At 30.3% G+C, this 3,262-nt stretch carries 4 protein-coding genes; all 4 read left to right on the forward strand.

Features of this window, described 5'->3' with window-relative positions; all coding sequences use genetic code 11:
• The first annotated feature begins 136 nt into the window (after positions 1-136).
• The 4 genes from folE to HMPREF3125_RS12325 all read left to right on the forward strand — a co-directional run bounded on the left by folE (position 137) and on the right by HMPREF3125_RS12325 (position 3,156).
• Positions 137-742, forward strand: a complete 606-nt coding sequence (gene folE / locus HMPREF3125_RS12310) for a GTP cyclohydrolase I FolE (RefSeq protein ID WP_029056332.1) — start codon at positions 137-139, stop codon at positions 740-742.
• Between the two features lie 21 nt (positions 743-763).
• Positions 764-1,531 (forward strand): SDR family oxidoreductase, encoded by a 768-nt coding sequence (locus tag HMPREF3125_RS12315; protein WP_029056333.1) that lies wholly within the window; start codon positions 764-766, stop codon positions 1,529-1,531.
• A gap of 17 nt (positions 1,532-1,548) precedes the next feature.
• Positions 1,549-2,715, forward strand: a complete 1,167-nt coding sequence (locus HMPREF3125_RS12320; RefSeq protein ID WP_070454079.1) for an NAD(P)/FAD-dependent oxidoreductase — start codon at positions 1,549-1,551, stop codon at positions 2,713-2,715.
• A gap of 195 nt (positions 2,716-2,910) precedes the next feature.
• The gene (locus tag HMPREF3125_RS12325; RefSeq protein ID WP_070454081.1) at positions 2,911-3,156 is read left to right on the forward strand and encodes a hypothetical protein; all 246 of its coding nucleotides are present in this window, start codon (positions 2,911-2,913) and stop codon (positions 3,154-3,156) included.
• Positions 3,157-3,262 lie beyond the last annotated feature (106 nt).

Genomic DNA, 3,262 nt, shown 5'->3' on the forward strand with positions numbered 1-3,262 from the left:
TTAGCTATATTTTTTTACTTTGCAACAGAACCTAAGCATTCCACTTGATATTCATTATTAGTTGCTAAATACTGAAGATAAATAAAACTTAAAATTTTAAAGCAAAGAAGTGACTTAACAATTGGATGAGAATAAGGTGAATAAATTAATTGAACACTACTTTCCAAATAACAGTGAAGAAAAGCGTATACAAATTAATTCAGCTATGGAAAGTATAAAAAACATTATTGATTTGTGCGGTGATGATCCCAATAGAGAAGGTTTATTAGAATCACCATATCGTTTTATTAAAGCCTTTTTAGAGTATACAGAAGGTTATAATGAGAACCCTAAAAAGCATTTAGTAAAGACGTTTGATGTGAAACAAGATGATATGGTTTTAGTTAAAGATATAGAGTTTTACTCTATGTGTGAACACCACTTTGCACCATTTTTTGGTGTCGCTCATGTTGGTTATATTCCCGACAAAAAAGTAACTGGTTTGTCTAAAATAGGTAGAGTTGTTGAAGGATATGCCAGAAGATTTCAAGTACAAGAAAGATTGACTACACAGATAGCTCAAGCTGTAAATGAAGTTTTAGAACCTAAAGGAGTAATGGTTGTCTTAGAAGCTAAACATATGTGTATGTGTAGTAGAGGTGTTAAAAAAGAGCAATCATCAACAATTACATCAGCAGTACATGGTTTATTCCACGATAATTATAATACGAGAAATGAATTTTTAACTTTAATCAATAAATAATTGAAATCAGGTGTAAAATTTATGAATAAAAAGACTGCACTAATTACAGGCAGTGCTAAAGGGCTTGGTAAAAAAACAGCCATTGATTTAGCAAATGAAGGCATTAATATCGTAATCAATTATAGAAATAGTAAAATAAAGGCAGAAGAATTGGCAAAAAAATTAAGATTTGAATATAACGTAAAAGCAATGGCCATTCAAGCAGATGTGAGTAAAGAATACGATGTAAAAAAGATGGTTAATCAAATTGTAAATGAAATGGGAAATTTAGACATTTTAATTCATAATGCAGGGCCTTTTATTAAAGAGAAAAAGTCGATTGTTGATACAAATTATAACGAATGGTCTTCAATGGTAGATGGTAATTTTAAAAGTTTTTTTAATTTAGTGAAAGAAATTATTCCTATAATGAGACAGAATTATTGGGGAAGAGTAATAACAATTGGATTTGATCAAGTTCAAAATTTACCGGGTTGGGTTCATAGAGGTGTGTATGCTGCAGCTAAGACAGCTGCGATTTCCTTGTCAAAAACATTATCCCGAGAAGAAGCTAATTATGGTATTACCTTTAACACTGTGTCTCCTGGCGATATTTTTGAAGAAGATAAAGAAAAAACTATAAGTGATGAAGAAAATAAAATGAATCCCTTTACAATACCCAGAAAAGAGTATGGTGAAGATATTTCACATGTTATTAAATTTTTATGTGAAGAAAAATCAAGTTATATAACCGGTACAATTATCCCTGTGACAGGGAATCATGACATTATTAATAAACACATCTTATAAAGAAAGGAATTTTAATGATGGGCAATCGAACAGTTATTGTAGGTGGATCAATAGCTGGTGTATTCACAGCTAAGGAATTAAGAAAAAATGAATATCAAGGTGAAATTTTAATTATAGAAAGCGAGAATCGGCTTCCGTATGATAAACCACCTTTGACAAAGGAATGGATGCAGGACTTAAATAATACAACATTACCATTATTAGAAAAAGAAAATTTTTATGACGATAATAATATAGAAATCGCGTTAAATACTAAAGTAGTAAGTATAGATTCTTACAATAAACAAATTAATACAGAAAGCAAAGAAACAATTGATTATAATAATTTAGTTTTAGCAACTGGCACAAAAGTTAGAACGTTAGAAAATACTAAAAATGTATCAGGTGTTAACTATCTGTCTAATTATTTAGATGCGGTAAATATAAAAAGAAATGTTCAATCAATAAGTAAAAATATTGTTATACTTGGTGGAGGATTTATTGGTTTAGAATTGGCTGCTAGCCTGATTAGATTAAATCAAAACGTCACTCTAATTTCTAGATCTAAATATCCATTAGGTAAAGTCATTGGACAACAAGCTTCAAGCTACATTAAACAATTGCACGAAAGAAAAGGTGTAAATGTTATTGCTGGTGACACCATAAAAAGCATAGAAGGTAAAAATAATATAGAACAGATTGTAACGAATAACGGCTTAAAAATAGACTGTGATCTACTTATAATTGGTATTGGAACAAATTTTGAAGCAATTAAAAACGTTGGAAATAAGAAAATAGAGTATAATAACCAAGGATATATTGTTGATAAATACGGTCAAACTAGTGTGAAAGATGTGTATGCAGTTGGTGACTGCGCAGTCTGGCCTTATAACAATGATTTAATTAATGTAAAACATTGGGAAAATGCATATAACCAAGGTAAAAACGTAGCTAAAAATATCATTGAAGGCTCTTCTTCGATGTTTAATGTTATTCCTTACTTTTGGTCTGATCAATATGATGATGGGTTTGAATACTTGGGTTATATTAAAGATTGGAGTCGTACAGAAGTTGAGGGAAATATAGACGAAGGAAAATTCTCAATTACTTATTTAGATAATTCTAATAAACCGTGTGCTGTATTTTTTGCGAATGGGTATAAAGATAACGCTGAGGTACAAAAATATTTATCCGACAATCAATAATTAACTTTAATGATTTGCTGATTTGATACGAGCCTTCTATGCAAACCTTCATTTATTTTTAATAAGTCAACTAGATAATGTATAATAAATTTTGGCGTATACATTAACTTTGGTTTAAAGAAAACATAATTAAACACCGACGTGTCGGTGTTTTAGTGTTCATGTGAATATTAAAAAATTATGGAGTGATGATACATGAACACATTCGTTTTCGGCGTGATTACAAAGAGATTAGAAGAAAAAGGACTTAATGTACACGAAGTATTCAATATGAGCGATAAACAGGCTAAAAAAGACTTATTTGATGATTTATACCATTATGTCCGCTATACAAAGCCATGCGGTGCAGAATTAACGATAGTGGTATTAAATGCTGATGAATTGATGCACTACTTTGTATGCTGTTATATGGAACGTTATGCTTACAAATTGAACGCTTAACCGTTACGACATTTTGCAAATGTCGTTGAACTCAAAAAAGAGGTGATTGCACATAGTCACCTCTTTTTTTACGTTTTTAGGATTTATATTTTAATTTAGGGTGTGA

It is taken from the genome of Staphylococcus sp. HMSC13A10, assembly GCF_001808005.1.
Lineage (GTDB): Bacteria > Bacillota > Bacilli > Staphylococcales > Staphylococcaceae > Staphylococcus > Staphylococcus pasteuri.